We start from the raw sequence: 20,237 nt of genomic DNA on the forward strand, positions 1-20,237 counted from the left end.
GACCAGGAATACGGCTCGACCAGAGGCAGACAAAGAATCATGCAAAAAGGGCGACCTTGTCTCGATGACAAGGCCGCCCTTTTCATTGCGCGTCAGTCTGCAACGCTTAGAACAGCTTGCGGCCCTTGTTGGCAGCAATGCGCATGCGCAGCGCGTTGAGCTTGATGAAGCCCGCAGCGTCAGCCTGATTGTAAGCACCGCCATCTTCTTCGAAGGTCGCGATGTTGGAATCGAACAGCGAATCGTCGGACTTGCGGCCAGTGACGATCACGTTGCCTTTGTACAACTTCAGGCGCACAACGCCGTTCACGTTGACCTGCGAAGCGTCGATCATCTGCTGCAGCATCAGACGCTCTGGGCTCCACCAGTAACCGGTGTAGATCAGGCTGGCGTATTTCGGCATCAGCTCGTCTTTGAGGTGAGCGACTTCGCGGTCCAGGGTGATCGATTCAATGGCGCGGTGAGCGCGCAGCATGATGGTGCCGCCCGGGGTTTCGTAGCAACCACGGGACTTCATGCCGACGTAACGGTTCTCGACAATGTCGAGACGGCCGATACCGTGGGCACCACCGATCTTGTTCAGCGTCGCCAGCACGGTGGCCGGAGTCATTTCGACGCCGTCCAGTGCAACGATGTCGCCGTTGCGGTAGGTCAGTTCCAGGTATTGCGCTTTATCAGGAGCGTTCTCCGGGGAGACGGTCCATTTCCACATGTCTTCTTCGTGCTCGGTCCAGGTGTCTTCCAGCACGCCGCCTTCATAGGAGATGTGCAGCAGGTTGGCGTCCATCGAGTACGGGGACTTCTTCTTGCCGTGACGCTCGATCGGGATCGCGTGCTTCTCGGCGTAGTCCATCAGCTTCTCGCGGGACAGCAGGTCCCACTCACGCCAAGGGGCAATCACTTTAACGCCAGGCTTGAGTGCGTAGGCACCCAGTTCGAAACGCACCTGGTCATTGCCTTTACCGGTGGCGCCATGGGAAATGGCGTCAGCGCCGGTTTCGTTGGCGATTTCGATCAGACGCTTGGCGATCAGCGGACGTGCGATGGAGGTACCCAGCAGGTACTCGCCTTCGTAAACGGTGTTGGCGCGGAACATCGGGAACACGAAATCACGCACGAATTCTTCGCGCAGATCGTCGATGTAGATTTCTTTGACGCCCATGGCCTGAGCCTTGGCGCGGGCCGGCTCGACCTCTTCGCCTTGACCGAGATCAGCGGTGAAGGTCACCACTTCACAGTTATAAGTATCCTGCAGCCACTTGAGGATCACCGAAGTGTCCAGGCCGCCGGAATACGCCAGAACGACCTTGTTTACGTCCGCCATGCCATCACTCCACGGGGTTCTACGGAAAGCCGAGGAGTCTAACGCCCAAACGCGATAATTTACAGAGGCGCGACAGCTTAAGACGACAAAGCGACAGAATCTGTCGAGAGCGCGACGATGACCGGCGGGTCAGGAAGTCGCTGCAGTGCTCGCTGGCGTACTCGCTTGCGGTGCCGGAGTTGCGACTGGAGCCACCCGCGCCAGTTTGACATTGACCCGACGGTTCTTCGCGCGATTGGCCGCATTGGTGTTCGGCACAATGGGATATTGCTCGCCATGGAAACGCACGGTGATCTGCGATTCCTGAATGCCGTTGGCCTTGAAGAAGTCGACCACTGCCAGCGCCCGGCGCCGCGACAGTTCACGGTTGGTCAGACGATTGCCGCTGTTGTCGGAATGGCCGTCGAGCTCGATGTGATTGACCGTCGGATCGGCCTTCATGAATTCGAGCATCACTTGCAGCTTGGCCTTGGCGGCGGCGTCCAGGTCAACACCCTCGCCAGGGAAGCCGATCTGCGACTGCTTGATCTGGTCGAAATTCTGCGGCAGCAATTTCGCTACACATGTTTGGTAGTCATTAAACGCCTTGCTGAATTTCACCGGCAACAAACGCACTTCCGAGACGCGGCCATCGCCAGACGCGCGGCGTACGACCGGACTGCGACCATCCAGCAGACCGCTGATCAGGCCCCCGGCCTGGGATTGCGAGCTGTTGAACAAGACGTTGCCGCTGCCGAGCCTCACGGAACCCAGGTTGATGTCACCACGCCCCGGCTGCCAAGGCGCAGCGGCTGCCAGCAACGTCGCCGAACCGCCGCCAAGCATGGCGTTGTAGGCATTCAGACGGAAGATCGCCTGCTCACCGGCCTTGCGCACGAACTCACCCGAGCCGAAATCAGTGATCGGTTGAGTCAGACGACATTCGAACTTGTCGCCGGCGACCGTCCACTCAATGTTCTCCAGACGGGTCTGGTACGTGAGCGCCATCGCCGGAAGGCTGGCGAACACACTGAGCAAGGCTAAATAACGCTGGCGCACGGGAGGCTCCATTGGCTTCTGAAACACAAAGACCGATTCACACTATGTTTACGGCATACCTACGGGATATCGGAAGGTTCCCGCAAAACTTGATAGCGAGTGCCTGCAAGAGTCTTTTCCGGTAGCATTCGCCTCAGTTTGACCCGCCTGGAATCCCCTCATGTCCGACCGCCTGACCCTGCTGCGTCCCGACGACTGGCATATTCATCTTCGCGATGGTGCCGTGTTGACCAATACCGTTGCCGATGTTGCGCGCACGTTTGGCCGCGCCATCATCATGCCCAACCTGGTACCGCCGGTGCGCAACGCCGCTGAAGCCGACGGCTATCGCCAGCGGATTCTCGCTGCCCGCCCGGCTGGCAGTCGCTTCGAGCCGCTGATGGTGCTGTACCTCACCGACCGCACCCAGCCCGAAGAAATTCGTGAAGCCAAGGCCAGTGGTTTTGTGCACGCTGCCAAGCTGTACCCTGCCGGCGCCACGACCAACTCCGATTCCGGGGTGACCAGCATCGACAAGATTTTCCCGGCGCTGGAAGCCATGGCCGAAGTCGGCATGCCGCTGTTGATCCACGGTGAAGTCACCCGTGGCGACGTCGATGTGTTCGACCGCGAAAAGATCTTTATCGATGAGCACATGCGCCGCGTGGTCGAGCGTTTCCCGACGCTGAAAGTGGTGTTTGAACACATCACCACCGGCGACGCCGTACAGTTCGTCAACGAGGCTTCGGCCAACGTTGGCGCGACCATCACCGCGCATCACCTGCTCTACAACCGCAACCACATGCTGGTAGGCGGGATTCGGCCGCACTTCTATTGCCTGCCGATCCTCAAACGCAACACGCATCAGGAAGCCCTGCTCGACGCCGCCACCAGCGGCAGCGCGAAGTTCTTCCTCGGCACCGATTCGGCGCCACACGCCCAGCACGCCAAGGAAGCCGCTTGTGGCTGCGCCGGCTGCTACACCGCGTACGCCGCCATCGAGATGTACGCCGAAGCCTTTGAACAGCGTAACGCGCTGGACAAGCTCGAAGCCTTCGCCAGCCTCAACGGCCCGCGTTTCTACGGCCTGCCGGCGAACACCGATCGCATCACCCTGGTTCGTGAAGAATGGACTGCCCCGACCAGCCTGCCGTTTGGCGAGCTGACCGTTATCCCGCTGCGCGCCGGTGAAAAACTGCGCTGGCGCCTGCTGGAGGAACACGCGTGAGTGAAGACCATTTCGACGACGAACTGGACGGTCAAAGTGGTGGTGGCGGTTCCCGTCACCCGATGGCAGCACGCTTTCGCGGCTACCTGCCGGTTGTCGTTGACGTAGAAACCGGTGGTTTCAACTCGGCCACCGATGCTTTGCTGGAAATTGCCGCAACCACCATCGCCATGGATGAAAAGGGTTTCGTTTACCCGGATCACACCTACTTCTTCCGCGTTGAGCCGTTTGAAGGCGCCAACATCGAAGCAGCGGCGCTGGAGTTCACCGGAATCAAGCTCGATCACCCGCTGCGCATGGCGGTCAGCGAAGAAACCGCGCTGACCGACATCTTCCGTGGCATCCGCAAGGCGCTGAAGGCCAACGGCTGCAAGCGCGCGATTCTGGTCGGCCACAACAGCAGCTTCGACCTTGGCTTTCTCAATGCCGCCGTCGCGCGACTGGACATGAAGCGCAACCCGTTCCACCCGTTCTCCAGCTTCGATACCGCGACGCTGGCCGGTCTGGCATACGGTCAAACCGTGCTGGCGAAAGCCTGCCAGGCTGCCGACATCGATTTCGACGGTCGTGAGGCGCACTCCGCGCGTTACGACACCGAGAAAACCGCTGAGCTGTTCTGCGGCATCGTCAATCGCTGGAAGCAGATGGGCGGCTGGGAAGATTTCGACGACTGATTGGTGGTCGTCGGGCAAATCCCGCGCATAAAAAAACCGGCCACGTGGGCCGGTTTTTTTGTACCTCGACGTTGCGCCTTACAGGGCAGCAGCGTTCTCGGTCAGGTAGGCAGCAACGCCTTCTGGCGAAGCGTTCATGCCTTTGTCGCCTTTTTTCCAGTTGGCAGGGCAGACTTCGCCGTGCTCTTCGTGGAATTGCAGAGCGTCGACCAGACGGATCAGCTCTTCCATGTTACGGCCCAGCGGCAGGTCGTTGATGATCTGCGAGCGGACAACGCCTTTGTCGTCGATCAGGAACGCGCCACGGAAAGCCACGCCGCCTTCGGATTCAACGTCGTAAGCCTTGGCGATGTCGTGCTTCATGTCGGCAGCCATGGTGTATTTCACCTGACCGATGCCGCCATTGTTCACTGGAGTGTTGCGCCATGCGTTGTGAGTGAAGTGCGAATCGATCGACACAGCGATCACTTCAACGTTGCGTGCCTTGAAGTCAGCCATGCGGTTGTCCAGAGCGATCAGCTCGGACGGGCAGACGAAGGTGAAGTCCAGTGGGTAGAAGAACACCAGGCCGTATTTGCCTTTGATGGCCGAGGACAGGGTGAAGCTGTCAACGATCTCGCCATTGCCGAGTACGGCCGGGACGGTGAAGTCAGGGGCTTGTTTGCCTACGAGTACGCTCATTGATATCTCCTGGTGTAAAAACTTGAAGTTCAGGGTCCGCGCCAGCCTGCCACCCTCAGGCGACAGCCCTGTGACACGAACCCCCTTCGCAAGGGCCGACCATCATACACTGCGAATTTGGCCTGTCCTCAACGGTTTTTCAAAGCGGGCGCAGAACGGCGCTGCATTTACGGGGCCAGGCAAATCGCCAGCAATTACCGTTCGTCAGTCATGACTATTAATCGACTGAAGCCTTCCGAAAGCACTTTGACAATCATTCTCGTTAACATTAAGATCCATCGCAATTGAGTCACAACCAGCGACGGTTCTCACTTATGTATGTTTGTCTCTGCACTGGCGTCACCGACGGACAGATCCGCGAAGCGATCTATGAAGGTTGCTGCAGCTATAAAGAAGTTCGCCAGGCCACCGGCGTCGCCAGCCAATGCGGCAAATGTGCCTGCCTTGCCAAGGAAGTCGTACGCGAAACCCTGACCAAGCTGCAAACCGCTCAGGCCGCGATCCCCTATCCGGTAGAATTTACTGCTGCGTAATAACACCCCATTTCAAAGAACCGGACTTATGTCCGGTTTTTTTATGCCTGTAAATCAATTGCTTAGGCTCCAGACGCGGAACACAAACATTCTTATTCCGATTAATTTTCATATATTATTCAATAACTTAGGTTTGACACTTATAAGTACGAAGCTCAAACTCTGCCGTATATACAGCTAATACAGGGCAGGACTCCCATCATGAAAGGCGACATTACAGTCATCCAGCATCTCAACAAGATCCTTGCCAATGAGCTGGTCGCGATCAATCAGTACTTCCTGCATGCGCGCATGTATGAAGATTGGGGTCTGAACAAGCTCGGCAAGCACGAATACAAAGAATCCATCGACGAGATGAAGCACGCGGACAAGCTGATCAAGCGCATCCTGTTCCTCGAGGGCCTGCCGAACGTGCAGGATCTGGGCAAGCTGCACATCGGCGAGCACACCCAGGAAATGCTCGAGTGTGACCTGCGTATCGAGAAGACCGGCCATGCTGACCTGAAGGCCGCGATCGCGCATTGCGAAACCGTTGGCGACTTCGGCAGCCGTGAACTGTTGGAAGACATTCTCGAATCCGAAGAAGAACATATCGACTGGCTGGAAACCCAACTGGGCCTGATCGATAAAGTCGGTCTTGAGAACTATCTGCAATCGCAGATGGGTGAAGAGTAAGTTAGCGCCCGCTAAACTCGAGACACTAAAAAGCCCCGCCCTCTTTCGAGGCGCGGGGCTTTTTATTGCCCGGATTGCGGTCATACCGTAATCCCTGTGGGAGACAGCCTGCTGGCGATAGCGTCATGTCAGCCGACAACGTCGTCAGCGGCAGGAAGCATTCGCGAGCAGGCTCGCTCCCACAAAAGCCGGATCAGGCTTCGGACTTGTTCGCCGCTGCCGCTTCAACAGCCGACTTGATGGTGGTTTGCAACGAACCGTCTGCAGCCATCTCGGTCATGATGTCGCTACCGCCGACCAGCTCACCGCCGACCCACAGTTGCGGGAAAGTCGGCCAGTTGGCGTACTTAGGCAGGTTGGCGCGGATTTCCGGGTTCTGCAGGATGTCCACGTACGCAAACTTTTCGCCACACGCCATGACAGCCTGCGCAGCTTTCGCGGAGAAGCCACACTGTGGGGCATTCGGCGAGCCTTTCATGTAAAGCAGAATGGTGTTGTTGGCAATCTGCTCTTTAATCGTTTCGATGATATCCATGGAGCACCTCGGCTGAACTTTCCGACTCATGGGTCGGCACGGTGGCGCATTGTAACGGAATCCCGAGCGCCATGCTCGGTCTCCCCGACAGACTAGATCAAGCCGCCGCCACCGTCACTGGAACGCCATTCAGCGCCGCGTTACCAGACAACTCGTCGAGCTGGCATTCATCGGTCAGATCGTTTGCGCTCGACCCCGGCTGGCTACTGGCAATTGCCATTTGCACACCCGGCCGCGCATGGCCCCAGCCGTGCGGCAGGCTGACCACGCCTTTCATCATGTCCAGACTGCCGATCACTTCAACTTCGATCTGCCCGACCCGCGAACTGACGCGCACCCGCTGACCATCGTTGAGCCCTCGGCTGGCGAGGTCGTCCGGGTGCATCAACAACTGGTGACGTGGTTTACCCTTCACCAGACGGTGGTAGTTGTGCATCCAGGAATTGTTGCTGCGCACATGGCGGCGGCCGATCATCAACAGCTCATCGGCGGCCGGTGCCTGCAATGCGGCGAAACGCGCGAGGTCCGCAAGGATCTCCGGCGGAGCGGCCTGCACATGCTGATCAGGCGTTTTCAGGCGCGGCGCCAGATTGGCTTTCAACGCCCCCAGATCAATACCGTGCGGATGATCAAACAGCGTTGCCAGCGAGAGTTTTTGCTCAGCGTTATCACCATAGAGGCCCATGCGCAGACCCATGTCGATCATCTTCGCCGGTGGCATCGTCGGTTTCAGCTCCTTGCCGGTCTTCTCGGCAAACGCCTTGGCCAGGCCCACGAAGATCTCCCAGTCATGCAAAGCACCCTCGGGCTTGGCGAGGATCGCGCGGTTGAAGCGGCTGACGTTGCGCACCGCGAACAGATTGAAAGTGGTGTCGTAGTGATCATTCTCCAGCGCCGAGGTCGACGGCAGGATCAGGTCGGCATAGCGCGTGGTTTCGTTGATGTACAGGTCAATGCTGACCATGAACTCCAGACCGTCCAGCGCCTGCTCCAATTGCCGCCCGTTCGGTGTCGACAACACCGGATTACCGGCGACGGTAATCAACGCGCGAATCTGGCCCTCGCCTTCGGTAAGCATCTCTTCCGCCAGCGCCGAAACCGGCAACTCACCGCCGTACTCGGGACGCCCGGAAACACGGCTCTGCCATTTGTTGAAATGCCCGCCCGAGGTCGTTGCCACCAGATCCACAGCCGGTTCGGTGCACAACGCGCCGCCAACCCGGTCGAGGTTGCCGGTGACCAGATTGATCAACTGCACGACCCAATGGCACAGCGTACCGAACGCTTGCGTCGAAACACCCATGCGCCCATAGCACACCGCACTCGGCGCTGCGGCGAAGTCGCGGGCCAGTTGACGGATCTGCTCGGCAGGTACGGCGCATAACGCACTCATGCTTTCAGCAGTAAACGATGCAACTGCCGCGCGCACTTCATCCAGACCATCGACCGGCAAGTGACTGTCGCGGGTCAGGCCTTCGCTGAACAGCGTGTTCAGCATGCCAAACAACAGCGCCGCATCGCCACCGGGACGCACGAACAGGTGCTGGTCAGCCATGGCCGCCGTCTCGCTGCGCCGTGGATCGACCACCACCACTTTGCCGCCGCGTGCCTGAATCGCTTTCAGACGTTTCTCGACATCCGGCACGGTCATGATGCTGCCGTTGGACGCCAGCGGGTTGCCGCCGAGGATCAGCATGAAGTCGGTGTGATCGATGTCCGGAATCGGCAGCAGCAAACCATGGCCGTACATCAGATAACTGCTCAGGTGATGCGGTAACTGATCGACCGAAGTCGCCGAGAAGCGATTGCGCGTCTTCAGCAACCCAAGGAAGTAATTACTGTGAGTCATCAGCCCGTAGTTATGCACGCTCGGGTTGCCTTGATAGACCGCCACGGCGTTCTGCCCATGACGTTCCTGAATCGCCGCCAGCCGCTCGGCCACCAGCGCAAACGCTTCGTCCCACTCGATCGGCAGCCACTCGCTACCAACGCGACGCATTGGCTGGCGCAGGCGGTCCGGATCGTTCTGGATGTCTTGCAGGGCCACGGCTTTGGGGCAGATGTGGCCACGGCTGAAGGTGTCGAGCGCATCACCCTTGATCGAGGTGATCGCCACGTTGCCATCGGTTTCGGTGGTCTCGATGGTCAGACCACAAATGGCTTCACACAGGTGGCAGGCACGGTGGTGGAGAGTCTTGGTCATGGCCAGTCTCTGTCTTGTTCTGGGCGGGCAATCACGCCCGCGGGATCAAAACTATGGCCCCGGCGCAGGTCAGGCGCCAGCGACGTTCGTCTTGTGAATCGATGCCTATCAGGTGCGCCGATAGAGCAACGCGGTCAACTGGATGGAAGCTGCGGCGGCGCGGCCATCTGAATTTCCTGAATGGTTTCGATCTGCTCGTGGGCGACGTGCACGCCGGTGAGTTCGCCGATCAAGCGCCAGTGTTCGTCGAGACCGGCGCTGATGGTCGCCATACGGTCGATCATGTGCCGGCCGGCGGTCTTCACGACCTCATCTTCGCTGCGCAGCAGTTCGAAGGACATTGAGGTCACCGACGCGGTGAGATGGGTCAGAGAACGAGCCGTATGGCCCAGCAATTCCATTAACAGTTTTTCTTTCGATTCCATGCGGAGGCTTCCTGCGTCGCTCGAAACTTATTTATAACCCAGCACTTTGCTTTAGCAAATGTTTCAGCCTGAGCATCCGACCAAGTGGTGGCATGGCGCCACGGTGGTAAACCGACGCAAGCGACACGATCCCCGCCACAGCGCATTGCCAAGCCCCGCGAGGCCAGTGTACAAAGGGACTTGCTGCTGTCCTGAACCCGGCCTCAAATGCGCGACTGCAACATCCAGTGCGCCCTTCGATTTCCGCAAAAACCGTAGCCTATTGGAAAAACGCGACATTTAGTGTCAATATCGCGCCTTCCCCTATTTCGTCGCCCCGTGCGGCTTACGCCGCAGGTCTCGCCCGTTGTTCCGTTAAACAAGGCTTTGAGCATCTGCGGTTTGTAGCAAAAAGGTAGTCAATGATGAGCGCAAGGCACTTTCTCTCCCTGATGGATTGCACGCCCGAAGAGCTGGTCAGCGTGATCCGTCGAGGCGTTGAGCTCAAGGACCTGCGTAACCGCGGCGTACTGTTCGAGCCTCTGAAAAACCGCGTGCTGGGCATGATCTTCGAGAAGTCCTCGACCCGCACGCGGATCTCCTTCGAGGCCGGCATGATCCAGCTCGGCGGCCAGGCGATCTTCCTTTCGCCGCGCGACACCCAACTGGGCCGTGGCGAACCGATCGGCGACTGCGCCATCGTCATGTCGAGCATGCTCGATGCGGTGATGATCCGTACCTTTGCCCACAGCACCCTGACCGAATTCGCCGCGAACTCGCGCGTGCCAGTGATCAACGGCCTGTCCGATGACCTGCACCCGTGCCAGTTGCTGGCCGACATGCAGACGTTCCTTGAACACCGTGGCTCGATCCAGGGCAAAACCGTGGCCTGGATCGGCGATGGCAACAACATGTGCAACAGCTATATAGAAGCGGCGATCCAGTTCGACTTCCAGTTGCGCATCGCCTGCCCGGCAGGCTACGAGCCCAATCCTGAATTCGTGGCCAAGGCCGGCGATCGCGTGACCATCGTCCGTGATCCGCAGGACGCCGTGCGCGGCGCGCATCTGGTGAGCACCGATGTCTGGACTTCGATGGGTCAGGAAGAGGAAACTGCCAAGCGCCTCAAACTGTTCGCGCCGTTCCAGGTCAACCGTGCCCTGCTCGACCTCGCTGCCGAGGACGTGCTGTTCATGCACTGCTTGCCTGCGCACCGTGGCGAAGAAATCAGCCTCGACCTGCTTGATGACCCGCGCTCCGTCGCCTGGGATCAGGCAGAAAACCGTCTCCACGCACAGAAGGCCCTGCTCGAGTTCCTCGTCGAACCGGCATATCACCACGCATGAGCCATGAATTACTGCTGAACCTGCGCAACCTCGCTTGCGGCTATCAAGATCAACGTGTGGTGCAGAACCTCAATCTGCACCTCAACGCCGGTGACATCGGCTGCCTGCTCGGCTCGTCCGGCTGCGGCAAGACCACCACCCTGCGCGCCATCGCCGGGTTCGAACCGGTGCACGAAGGCGAGATCACCCTCGGTGGCGAAACCATCTCCAGCGCGGGTTTCACCCTCGCTCCGGAGAAACGCCGGATCGGCATGGTATTCCAGGACTACGCGCTGTTCCCGCACCTGAGCGTCGCCGACAACATCGCCTTCGGCATTCGCAAGCATCCAAACAAAGAGCGCGTCACCGAAGAGCTGCTCGAACTGGTCAACCTGAAGAACCTCGGCAAGCGCTTCCCGCACGAATTGTCCGGCGGCCAGCAGCAACGCGTCGCCCTCGCCCGTGCCCTGGCGCCAGAGCCGCAACTGCTGCTGCTAGACGAGCCGTTCTCCAACCTCGATGGCGAACTGCGGCGCAAACTCAGTCATGAAGTGCGCGACATCCTCAAGACCCGAGGCACCAGTGCGGTTCTGGTGACCCACGATCAGGAAGAAGCCTTCGCCGTCAGCGACCACGTTGGCGTGTTCAAGGAAGGTCGACTGGAGCAGTGGGACACGCCGTACAACCTCTATCACGAACCGGCAACGCCGTACGTGGCCAGCTTCATCGGTCAGGGTTACTTCATTCGCGGCCAGTTGGACAGCCCGGAATCGGTGCAGACTGAACTGGGTGAGCTGCGCGGCAATCGGGCTTATACCTGGCCAATTGGCGGGGCAGTGGATGTACTGCTGCGCCCGGATGACATCGTTTATGCGCCGGACAGTGCGTTGAAGGCACGGATTGTCGGTAAGACGTTCCTTGGCGCTTCGACGCTGTATCGCCTGCAATTGCCGACGGGGGCGCAGCTGGAATCGATTTTCCCTAGTCATGCTGATCATCAGGTTGGGGCGGAAGTGGGAATTCGTGTAGTAGCCGAACACTTGGTACTTTTCCAGGCCTCCGGCAGCACCGCCGCACAGATCCCGGCAGTGGAAAGCGGCGTGCGCCGTTACAGCACCGCCCTCTGATCCGCTCTGGATCAAAACTGTGGGGGCGAGCCTGCTCGCGAATGCAATGTATCAGTCACAGATGATTTGACTGACCGGCCGTATTCGCGAGCAGGCTCGCTCCCACAGTGTTTTTGGGCTAGCCCAACAACAATGTACCGCTCGCAACCAGCGTCGCATTGCCGCCGATTTTTACTCGCTCGCCCTCTAGCCGACAGAACAACTCCCCGCCCCGCGCTGAACGCTGACACGCGGTCAGGCTCGATTTGCCCAGACGTTTTGACCAGTACGGAATCAAGCTGCAGTGCGTCGAGCCGGTCACCGGATCCTCATTGATGCCAATCGCCGGCGCGAAATAACGCGAGACGAAGTCGTGCTGATTGCCCCGCGCCGTGACGATCGCGCCCAGCCACGGCAGTTTGGCGAGAGCGACCATATCCGGCTTGCAATCAAGCACTGCCTGCTCTGACTCCAGCACCACAAACAGTTCGTTGGAGCCGAGAACATCAACGGCTTCAACGCCGAGTGCTCGTTCGATATCCAGCGTCACACCAATCTCTGACGGCACAATCGAAGGGAAGTCCAGCCACAACCGATCACCTTCACGAGTGACGCTCAGCGCCCCGGACTTACAAGTGAAGTCGATACGCTCGGCGGTTTCCTTATAGATCTCGAACAGCACATATGCACTGGCCAGCGTGGCGTGCCCGCACAACGGTACTTCAGTGGTCGGCGTAAACCAGCGGATATGCCAGGCCTGACCTTCGCGCACCAGAAACGCGGTTTCCGCCAGATTGTGTTCGCCGGCGATCTTCTGCATCAGCTCGTCCGCGAGCCACGCATCCAGCCGATAAATCATCGCCGGATTGCCACTGAACGGCCGATCACTGAACGCATCGACCTGATGAAACTCGAGCTGCATAACCTTCTCCCTGAGTCAGTCGGCAGAGCATGCAGCCGCGATGCGCTCGCCGCCAGTGACAGAATCGGCGAATTTTCTTCATACAGTGCAGGTGGACGTCAGGCGCGGCCAATGTCGGCAAATTTGGCCTGGGTGTGTTCAGCGAGCACGGCAGGTGCCAATTCAACTTCCAGCCCGCGCCGACCGGCGCTGACATAGATAGTCGCAAAACCCTGAGCCGAGTTATCGATGAAGGTACGCAGACGTTTCTTCTGCCCCAACGGGCTGATGCCACCCAACAGATAACCGGTGGAGCGTTGTGCGGTGGCAGGGTCAGCCATCTCGACTTTTTTCACCCCTGCCGCATGTGCCAGACCTTTGAGGTCGAGGCTTCCGACGACCGGCACCACTGCCACCAGCAACTCGCCTTTTTCGCTGGCCGCCAACAAGGTTTTAAACACCTGCGCTGGTTCCAGCGCCAGCTTTTCTGCGGCCTCCAGCCCGTAGGATGCGGCCTTGGGGTCATGTTCGTAACTGTGCACGCGATGTTCGGCACGAACTTTTTTCAACAAGTCCAACGCGGGGGTCATGGCAACTCCGGGCTCGGCAGTGACAGAAAAATACTGCGTCGGATTCTAGGTGATCAGCCTCTAAAAGGCTCTATCCCAAGCCACGATTCCCGTGGCTTGCAGACATTCTGCAATAACCATCGCGCGTGGACGACACAGGATCATTCACCCAACGAATAGTTTTATTGTGACCGACGGTTCACTTTCGACCTTTGACAGGTTTGTTTCTTGTCTATATTTTTTCGAATCTGAATAATGTAAGAATTATCGTCACTGCAGCACCCAGCAGTAAACCGGGATCGGAATGGGGATTCCTGACCGGGGAAAATCGCGCCTTGCCCTGACGGCATCGCGCCAGACAACAACAAAAACCGAGGTTTTCAATGACAACTGCTTTACAGCAACCAACGCTCTCGAGCCAATGCATGGCCGAGTTTCTGGGTACTGCCCTACTGATCTTTTTCGGCACTGGTTGTGTCGCCGCGCTCAAAGTCGCGGGCGCCAGCTTCGGCCTGTGGGAAATCAGCATCATCTGGGGCGTCGGCGTGAGCATGGCGATCTACCTCACCGCCGGTGTTTCCGGCGCGCACCTGAACCCGGCCGTGAGCATCGCGCTGGCGATCTTCGCCGACTTCGAAAAGCGCAAACTGCCGTTTTATATTCTTGCGCAGATCGCTGGCGCCTTCTGCGGCGCGCTGTTGGTTTACACGCTGTACAGCAATCTTTTCTTCGATTACGAACAAACTCACCAAATGGTTCGCGGCTCGACCGCCAGCCTTGAGTTGGCGTCAGTGTTCTCGACCTTCCCCAATCCGGTGCTGTCCACTGCTCAGGCATTCCTGGTCGAGATGATCATCACCGCGATTCTGATGGGCGTGATCATGTCCCTGACCGACGATAACAACGGTCTGCCGAAAGGCCCGCTGGCACCGCTACTGATCGGCTTGCTGATCGCGGTGATCGGCAGCTCGATGGGCCCGCTTACCGGTTTCGCGATGAACCCGGCACGTGACTTCGGTCCGAAACTGATGACTTTCTTTACCGGCTGGGGTGAAATTTCTTTCACTGGCGGCCGCGATATTCCGTACTTCCTGATTCCGATTTTTGCACCGATTGTCGGTGCCTGCCTCGGCGCTGCCGGGTATCGCGGGCTTATCGCCCGTCACCTGACCGGCGCCACACCTGCTACAAAGGATGCAGAACCGGCCATTGACGGCAAACCAAGAACTTCTTGAAACAGTCGGCGCAGGCTCCTGCCCTATAGAGCCTGCGTCACGGCCCACTCTCCCTTATTTCGTCCAAGGCAATCGACATGACCGACATTCAGAACAAGAACTACATCATTGCCCTTGATCAGGGTACGACCAGCTCCCGCGCGATCATTTTCGACCGCGACGCGAACGTGGTCTGCACCGCGCAGCGCGAGTTCGCTCAGCATTACCCGCAGGCCGGTTGGGTCGAACACGATCCGATGGAAATCTTCGCCACTCAGAGCGCAGTGATGGTTGAAGCGCTGGCCCAGGCCGGTCTGCATCACGATCAGGTAGCCGCCATCGGCATCACCAACCAGCGTGAAACCACCGTGGTCTGGGACAAAACCACTGGCCGCCCGGTATACAACGCCATCGTCTGGCAGTGCCGCCGCAGCACCGAGATCTGCCAGCAGCTCAAGCGCGATGGCCACGAAGAGTACATCCGCGACAACACCGGCCTGGTCACCGACCCGTACTTCTCCGGTACCAAACTGAAGTGGATCCTCGACAACGTCGAAGGCAGCCGCGAGCGTGCGCGCAACGGCGAACTGCTGTTCGGCACCGTCGATAGCTGGCTGATCTGGAAATTCACTGGCGGCAAGGTACACGTCACCGACTACACCAACGCCTCGCGCACCATGCTCTTCAATATCCATTCGCTGGAATGGGATTCGAAGATGCTCGAGATTCTCGACATCCCGCGCGAGATGCTCCCGGAAGTGAAGGCCTCTTCGGAAATCTACGGTCGCACCAAGAGCGGCATCGCCATTGGCGGTATCGCCGGTGACCAGCAAGCGGCGCTGTTCGGTCAGATGTGCGTGGAGCCAGGCCAGGCGAAAAACACCTACGGCACTGGCTGCTTCCTGTTGATGAACACCGGCGACAAAGCGGTGAAATCCCAGCACGGCATGCTCACCACCATCGCTTGCGGCCCGCGCGGCGAAGTTGCTTACGCACTGGAAGGTGCGGTGTTCAACGGCGGTTCCACCGTGCAGTGGCTGCGCGATGAACTGAAGATCATCAACGATGCCCACGACACCGAATACTTCGCCAATAAAGTGAAGGACAGCAACGGCGTGTACCTGGTGCCAGCCTTCACCGGTCTCGGCGCTCCGTACTGGGACCCGTATGCCCGCGGCGCGCTGTTCGGTCTGACTCGCGGCGTACGTGTGGATCACATCATCCGCGCCGCGCTGGAATCGATCGCTTACCAGACCCGCGACGTGCTCGACGCCATGCAACAGGACTCCGGCGAACGCCTCAAAGCCCTGCGCGTGGACGGTGGCGCGGTGGCGAACAACTTCCTCATGCAGTTCCAGGCCGACATCCTCGGCACCCAGGTCGAGCGCCCGCAAATGCGCGAAACCACGGCGCTCGGCGCAGCGTATCTGGCCGGTCTGGCGTGCGGTTTCTGGGGCAGCCTGGAAGAACTGCGTGGCAAAGCGGTGATCGAGCGCGAGTTCGAGCCGAGCCTGGACGAAGTGGAGAAAGAGAAGCTGTACAAAGGCTGGAAAAAAGCCGTCAGCCGCACCCGTGACTGGGCGCGTGAAGACGCTGAATAAGCCAACCTTCAGATCCAGATAGGCATCTAACTGGTCGGGAGCGGATTCCTGCGGCATCATGGGCAAATTTTGCACGGCAGCCCAAAGGAAGCCCCATGAATCTGCCTCCCCGTCAGCAGCAAATCCTCGAGCTGGTTCGCGAACGCGGCTATGTGAGCATCGAGGAAATGGCCACGCTGTTCGTTGTAACCCCGCAAACCATCCGCCGCGACATCAATCAGCTCGCGGAAGCCAATCTGCTGCGTCGTTATCATGGCGGCGCCGCTTACGATTCCAGCGTCGAAAACACTGCCTATGCGATGCGCGCCGATCAGATGCGCGATGAAAAACAACGCATCGGTGAAGCCATCGCCGCACAGATTCCCGATCACGCCTCGCTGTTTATCAATATCGGTACCACCACCGAATCGATTGCTCGCGCCCTGCTCAATCACAATCATCTGAAGATCATCACCAACAACCTGCACGTGGCGTCGATGCTCAGTGCCAAGGATGATTTTGATGTGCTGCTGACCGGTGGCAATGTTCGTCGTGACGGCGGTGTTGTCGGTCAGGCGAGCGTGGATTTCATCAATCAGTTCAAGGTTGATTTCGCCCTGGTCGGGATCAGCGGGATTGATGAAGACGGCAGTTTGCTGGATTTCGATTATCAGGAAGTGCGGGTTTCCCAGGCGATCATTGCCAATGCGCGGCAGGTGATTCTGGCCGCGGACTCGAGCAAGTTCGGGCGTAACGCGATGATTCGCCTGGGGCCGATCAGTCTGATTGATTGCCTGGTGACCGATCAGCAGCCAGTGCCGGCGTTGGCGCAGCTGTTGAGTCAGCACAAGATTCGCCTCGAAGTCGTTTAACGACTGCAAGATCAAAAGATCGCAGCCTTCGGCAGCTCCTACATGAGTTCACTTGACCTGTAGGAGCTGCCGAAGGCTCGGGCCGCGATCGGACGATCTTTTGCTTTTAATGTTCGAAAATTTTCTTTTAACCGCTCTTCGATGAGTTTTTTCAATCGAACGTGACTGGCTGCGCGCGTGTTTATGGGCTACCATTTTCGCAAATGAACATTCATGTTCGATTTCCAATATAGAAAATCAAAAGAACCCGAGGCCAGCCGATGTCCACCTCTACCTTGCGTACGCCCCCAATCTCCGAGATCTACGACATCGCCGTTATCGGCGGCGGGATCAATGGTGTAGGGATCGCAGCGGATGCCGCCGGTCGCGGGCTTTCGGTGTTCCTTTGCGAAAAGGACGATCTGGCCAGCCACACCTCGTCGGCCAGCAGCAAGCTGATCCACGGTGGCCTGCGCTACCTCGAACATTACGAATTCCGTCTGGTGCGCGAGGCGCTGGCTGAACGCGAAGTACTGCTGGCCAAAGCGCCACACATCGTCAAACCGATGCGCTTCGTGTTGCCGCACCGTCCGCACCTGCGTCCGGCGTGGATGATTCGTGCGGGCCTGTTCCTCTATGACAACCTCGGCAAGCGCGAAAAACTGCCAGGTTCGAAAAGCCTGAAGTTCGGCACCGACAGCGCGCTGAAAAGCGAAATCAAGAAAGGCTTCGAATACTCCGACTGCTGGGTCGACGACGCCCGCCTCGTGGTTCTGAACGCAATGGCCGCCCGGGAAAAAGGCGCCCACGTCCACACTCAGACCCGTTGCGTCAGCGCCCGCCGCGCCAAGGGCCTGTGGCACCTGAACCTGGAACGTGCCGATGGCAGCCTGTTTTCGATCACTGCCAAAGCGCTGGTGAACGCCGCTGGCCCGTGGGTTGCCAAGTTCATCCGGGACGATCTGAAGATGGAATCGCCGTACGGCATCCGCCTGATTCAGGGCAGCCACATCATCGTGCCGAAGCTGTACGAAGGTGATCACGCGCACATCCTGCAAAACGAAGATCAGCGCATCGTTTTCACTATTCCTTACCTGAACCACTTCACCCTGATCGGCACCACCGACCGTGAATACACCGGCGATCCGGCGAAAGTGGCCATCACCGATGGCGAAACCGATTACCTGTTGAAAGTGGTCAACGCCCACTTCAAAAAGCAGATCAGCCGCGATGACATCCAGCACAGCTACTCGGGCGTACGTCCGTTGTGCAACGACGAATCCGATAACCCGTCGGCGGTCACCCGCGATTACACCCTCGCCTTGTCCGGCAGCACCGAAGAAGCGCCACTGCTGTCGGTGTTCGGCGGCAAGCTGACCACCTACCGTAAACTCGCGGAGTCGGCGATGGCGCAGTTGCTGCCGTTCTTCACGCAGATGCGCCCGAGCTGGACGGCCACCGCTACCCTGCCCGGCGGCGAAGACATGACCACCCCGCAGGCGTTGAGCGCGTTGATCCGCGACAAGTTCGACTTCGTCCCGACCGAGATTGCCCGTCGCTGGTCCACCACCTACGGCAGCCGCACCTGGCGCATGCTCGAAGGGGTGGAAACCCTCGCCGACATGGGCGAACACCTTGGCGGTGGGCTCTACACTCGTGAAGTCGATTATCTGTGCAGCGAAGAGTGGGCAACCACGGCGCATGACATTCTGTGGCGTCGTAGCAAGCTGGGCCTGTTCACCACTCCCGCGGAGCAGGAGAAGCTGGCGGCTTATCTGGGCAAGGTTGAACAGAACCGTAGCAAGATCGAAGCGGCGTGATCTGAACATTGCTTAAACGAAAGCCCCTGAATTGAGAGATTCAGGGGCTTTTTGTTTTGTGGGTTCTGTTGAACCTGATTGTGTCAGTTAGATCTTTCCCCCTCACCCCAGCCCTCCCGAAACGTCGGACCGCCCCCAAGGGGTAGAGGGGGAAAGGGAGCCGATCGGGGGGCTCTTCAAATCCTGAGTTCGGCTCGGTATCTCAAGTCGGTGCATCTCGCCCAGTCGCCGCGTTCAGCCCCCTCTCCCTCTGGGAGAGGGTTAGGGTGAGGGGCTTTTCGCCGTTCGGATTTCCGAACGCGACTTGACGGTCAATTCGGTAAACCGGATCAGTTACGCCCAACCAAACCATCATAAAACTTTAATAACGTTATAAATCATCAACTTAACTACTTCAGACTGGTCTGGCACGACTCATGCTCTACACTCTCTCGACGAATGCTTGTTGTGCCAACACTTCAGGAGCCGTCAGGCATTCGAAGCACAAAAGGGCCGACAAACTGGCTCCATAAAAAAAACAATGTCGAGGAAAATTTGATGCGCATCGTTCCCCATATCCTGGGCGCAGCCATTGCTGCCGCTCTGATCAGCACGCCAGTTTTCGCCGCCGAACTCACCGGCACCCTGAAGAAAATCAACGATTCGGGCACCATCACGCTCGCTCACCGTGACTCCTCCATTCCGTTTTCCTACATTGCAGATGCTTCCGGCAAACCAGTGGGCTACTCCCACGACATTCAGGTGGCTATCGTTGAAGCCCTGAAAAAAGACCTGAACAAGCCCGATCTGCAGGTCAAGTACAACCTGGTGACCTCGCAAACCCGTATCCCGCTGATCCAGAACGGCACCGCGGATATCGAGTGCGGCTCCACCACCAACAATGCCGAACGCGCCCAGCAAGTCGACTTCACCGTCAATATCTTCGAAATCGGCACCCGTCTGCTGGTCAAGAAAGACAAGGATGGCAAGCCGTCCTACGCTGACTTTGCCGACCTGAAAGGCAAAAACGTCGTGACCACCGCCGGCACCACGTCCGAGCGCATCATCAAAGCGATGAACGCCGACAAGCAGATGGGCATGAACATCATCTCCGCCAAAGACCACGGCGAATCCTTCAACATGCTGGAAAGCGGCCGCGCCGTTGCCTTCATGATGGACGACGCCCTGCTGGCCGGCGAAGAAGCCAAGGCGAAGAAGCCGGCTGACTGGATCATCACCGGTACGCCGCAGTCCTTCGAAGCCTACGCGTGCATGGTTCGCAAAGACGACCCGGCCTTCAAGAAGGCTGTCGATGCCGCCATCGTTGGCCTGTACAAGTCGGGCGAGATCAACAAGATCTACAGCAAGTGGTTCGAGAGCCCGATTCCTCCAAAAGGCCTGAACCTGAACTTCCCGATGAGCGACAAGGTAAAAGATCTGATCGCCAACCCGAGCGACAAGCCGGCGCCTGACGTAAAAATCTGATTACTGACTAACCTTATCTCCTGAGGGAGCCACCCTCCCTCAGGCGTCTGTTACTACCTGCTGGCTATACAGTGGAACACTCGACCTGGCGGTTTTCGAGCCGATCGCGTGTGCCTGACGTTCAACGTCAGGT

Annotated in this window: 19 protein-coding genes; 11 read left to right on the forward strand and 8 right to left on the reverse strand. The window is 58.5% G+C overall.

Translation table 11 applies throughout. The features are described from left to right. Positions 1-106: 106 nt before the first annotated feature. Positions 107-1,324, reverse strand: a complete 1,218-nt coding sequence (locus ACRRSD_RS09245; RefSeq protein WP_007916658.1) for an argininosuccinate synthase — start codon at positions 1,322-1,324, stop codon at positions 107-109. 129 nt (positions 1,325-1,453) lie between these two features. Further along, entirely contained in the window at positions 1,454-2,362 is a 909-nt protein-coding gene (locus ACRRSD_RS09250) for a flagellar protein MotY (protein WP_435037885.1), read from the reverse strand. Between the two features lie 160 nt (positions 2,363-2,522). Between ACRRSD_RS09250 and pyrC the strand changes: the two genes are divergently transcribed. After that, positions 2,523-3,569: a dihydroorotase gene (gene pyrC / locus ACRRSD_RS09255; RefSeq protein ID WP_093430577.1), complete on the forward strand. Its 1,047-nt coding sequence runs from the start codon at positions 2,523-2,525 to the stop codon at positions 3,567-3,569. Then, positions 3,566-4,243: a ribonuclease T gene (rnt, locus tag ACRRSD_RS09260; RefSeq protein ID WP_007916667.1), complete on the forward strand. Its 678-nt coding sequence runs from the start codon at positions 3,566-3,568 to the stop codon at positions 4,241-4,243. The genes pyrC and rnt overlap by 4 nt, the downstream gene beginning before the upstream one ends. A 78-nt stretch (positions 4,244-4,321) precedes the next feature. Here rnt and ACRRSD_RS09265 read toward each other — a convergent pair whose 3' ends face one another. Continuing rightward, the gene (locus ACRRSD_RS09265; protein WP_003227723.1) at positions 4,322-4,924 is read right to left on the reverse strand and encodes a peroxiredoxin; all 603 of its coding nucleotides are present in this window, start codon (positions 4,922-4,924) and stop codon (positions 4,322-4,324) included. A gap of 314 nt (positions 4,925-5,238) precedes the next feature. Here ACRRSD_RS09265 and ACRRSD_RS09270 point away from each other — a divergent pair, with 314 nt between their 5' ends. Then, entirely contained in the window at positions 5,239-5,457 is a 219-nt protein-coding gene (locus ACRRSD_RS09270; RefSeq protein WP_003227725.1) for a bacterioferritin-associated ferredoxin, read from the forward strand. 201 nt (positions 5,458-5,658) lie between these two features. Continuing rightward, on the forward strand, positions 5,659-6,132 hold the full coding sequence (gene bfr, locus ACRRSD_RS09275; RefSeq protein WP_095190453.1) for a bacterioferritin: 474 nt from the start codon (positions 5,659-5,661) through the stop codon (positions 6,130-6,132). Between the two features lie 193 nt (positions 6,133-6,325). Here bfr and grxD read toward each other — a convergent pair whose 3' ends face one another. The 3 genes from grxD to ACRRSD_RS09290 form a co-directional block, all read right to left on the reverse strand. Continuing rightward, a complete protein-coding gene (grxD, locus tag ACRRSD_RS09280) occupies positions 6,326-6,667 on the reverse strand; it encodes a Grx4 family monothiol glutaredoxin (RefSeq protein ID WP_007916674.1) in 342 nt (113 codons plus the stop codon). 97 nt (positions 6,668-6,764) lie between these two features. After that, positions 6,765-8,870 (reverse strand): molybdopterin oxidoreductase family protein, encoded by a 2,106-nt coding sequence (locus tag ACRRSD_RS09285; protein ID WP_435037886.1) that lies wholly within the window; start codon positions 8,868-8,870, stop codon positions 6,765-6,767. Between the two features lie 134 nt (positions 8,871-9,004). Continuing rightward, positions 9,005-9,295: a hypothetical protein gene (locus ACRRSD_RS09290; protein ID WP_435037887.1), complete on the reverse strand. Its 291-nt coding sequence runs from the start codon at positions 9,293-9,295 to the stop codon at positions 9,005-9,007. Between the two features lie 404 nt (positions 9,296-9,699). Between ACRRSD_RS09290 and argF the strand changes: the two genes are divergently transcribed. Continuing rightward, positions 9,700-10,620 (forward strand): ornithine carbamoyltransferase, encoded by a 921-nt coding sequence (argF, locus tag ACRRSD_RS09295; protein WP_122844542.1) that lies wholly within the window; start codon positions 9,700-9,702, stop codon positions 10,618-10,620. Continuing rightward, complete coding sequence (locus tag ACRRSD_RS09300; protein ID WP_435037888.1) at positions 10,617-11,726, forward strand: ABC transporter ATP-binding protein; 1,110 nt, start codon at positions 10,617-10,619, stop codon at positions 11,724-11,726. The genes argF and ACRRSD_RS09300 overlap by 4 nt, the downstream gene beginning before the upstream one ends. 118 nt (positions 11,727-11,844) lie before the next feature. On the opposite strand, the gene ACRRSD_RS09305 is transcribed toward ACRRSD_RS09300, so the two are convergent. Both ACRRSD_RS09305 and ybaK read right to left on the reverse strand, forming a co-directional pair. Continuing rightward, a complete protein-coding gene (locus tag ACRRSD_RS09305; protein WP_435037889.1) occupies positions 11,845-12,627 on the reverse strand; it encodes a PhzF family phenazine biosynthesis protein in 783 nt (260 codons plus the stop codon). 98 nt (positions 12,628-12,725) lie between these two features. Continuing rightward, positions 12,726-13,196, reverse strand: a complete 471-nt coding sequence (ybaK, locus tag ACRRSD_RS09310; protein ID WP_435037890.1) for a Cys-tRNA(Pro) deacylase — start codon at positions 13,194-13,196, stop codon at positions 12,726-12,728. A gap of 362 nt (positions 13,197-13,558) precedes the next feature. On the opposite strand from ybaK, the gene ACRRSD_RS09315 reads away from it, so the two are divergent. The 5 genes from ACRRSD_RS09315 to ACRRSD_RS09335 all read left to right on the forward strand — a co-directional run bounded on the left by ACRRSD_RS09315 (position 13,559) and on the right by ACRRSD_RS09335 (position 20,104). Continuing rightward, complete coding sequence (locus tag ACRRSD_RS09315) at positions 13,559-14,410, forward strand: MIP/aquaporin family protein (protein ID WP_077574370.1); 852 nt, start codon at positions 13,559-13,561, stop codon at positions 14,408-14,410. A gap of 77 nt (positions 14,411-14,487) precedes the next feature. After that, positions 14,488-15,990, forward strand: coding sequence for a glycerol kinase GlpK (glpK, locus tag ACRRSD_RS09320; RefSeq protein WP_007916698.1), 1,503 nt, complete (start codon positions 14,488-14,490; stop codon positions 15,988-15,990). Between the two features lie 95 nt (positions 15,991-16,085). Then, positions 16,086-16,841, forward strand: a complete 756-nt coding sequence (locus ACRRSD_RS09325; protein WP_007916700.1) for a DeoR/GlpR family transcriptional regulator — start codon at positions 16,086-16,088, stop codon at positions 16,839-16,841. 260 nt (positions 16,842-17,101) lie between these two features. Next, positions 17,102-18,640: a glycerol-3-phosphate dehydrogenase gene (gene glpD, locus ACRRSD_RS09330; RefSeq protein WP_435037891.1), complete on the forward strand. Its 1,539-nt coding sequence runs from the start codon at positions 17,102-17,104 to the stop codon at positions 18,638-18,640. Between the two features lie 537 nt (positions 18,641-19,177). Next, positions 19,178-20,104, forward strand: a complete 927-nt coding sequence (locus ACRRSD_RS09335; protein ID WP_122606850.1) for a glutamate/aspartate ABC transporter substrate-binding protein — start codon at positions 19,178-19,180, stop codon at positions 20,102-20,104. Positions 20,105-20,237 lie beyond the last annotated feature (133 nt).

The organism is Pseudomonas neuropathica (assembly GCF_051174785.1).
GTDB classification, from domain to species: Bacteria; Pseudomonadota; Gammaproteobacteria; order Pseudomonadales; family Pseudomonadaceae; genus Aquipseudomonas; species Aquipseudomonas neuropathica_A.